This window comes from Sporosarcina sp. BP05, assembly GCF_014282005.1.
GTDB lineage: Bacteria > Bacillota > Bacilli > Bacillales_A > Planococcaceae > Sporosarcina.
In genome coordinates this window covers 1-349 of sequence record NZ_JACFTD010000099.1, presented here as the reverse complement: position 1 = coordinate 349, position 349 = coordinate 1, and the positions used below count along the sequence as shown (strand labels likewise).

The following is a 349-nucleotide window of genomic DNA, read 5'->3' as shown; positions in this document are numbered from 1 at the left end:
GGCATTGCATGATTAGCTCATTTGCACGTGCTAATCTAGAGAAATTACTTCCTCTACGTTGATTACTTGATTTGTTGCTATCAATGTCGTTTCATTCAGTTTTCAAAGAACAAATTTTGGTGGAGCCTAGCGGGATCGAACCGCTGACCTCCTGCGTGCAAGGCAGGCGCTCTCCCAGCTGAGCTAAGGCCCCTTAACTTACAGGGTAATTATTCAAAGCGGAAATACCGCTAAAAAAAACTTAATGGTGGGCCTAAGTGGACTCGAACCACCGACCTCACGCTTATCAGGCGTGCGCTCTAACCAGCTGAGCTATAGGCCCATTCAGGGATATATGAAGTTCACAAAG

General features: G+C 46.1%; 2 tRNA genes. Both read right to left on the bottom strand.

From position 1 onward, the window contains the following. Window positions 1-117 precede the first annotated feature (117 nt). Window positions 118-193, bottom strand: a tRNA-Ala gene (locus H2672_RS19360). 52 nt (window positions 194-245) lie between these two features. Further along, a tRNA-Ile gene (locus H2672_RS19355) sits at window positions 246-322 on the bottom strand. Window positions 323-349 lie beyond the last annotated feature (27 nt).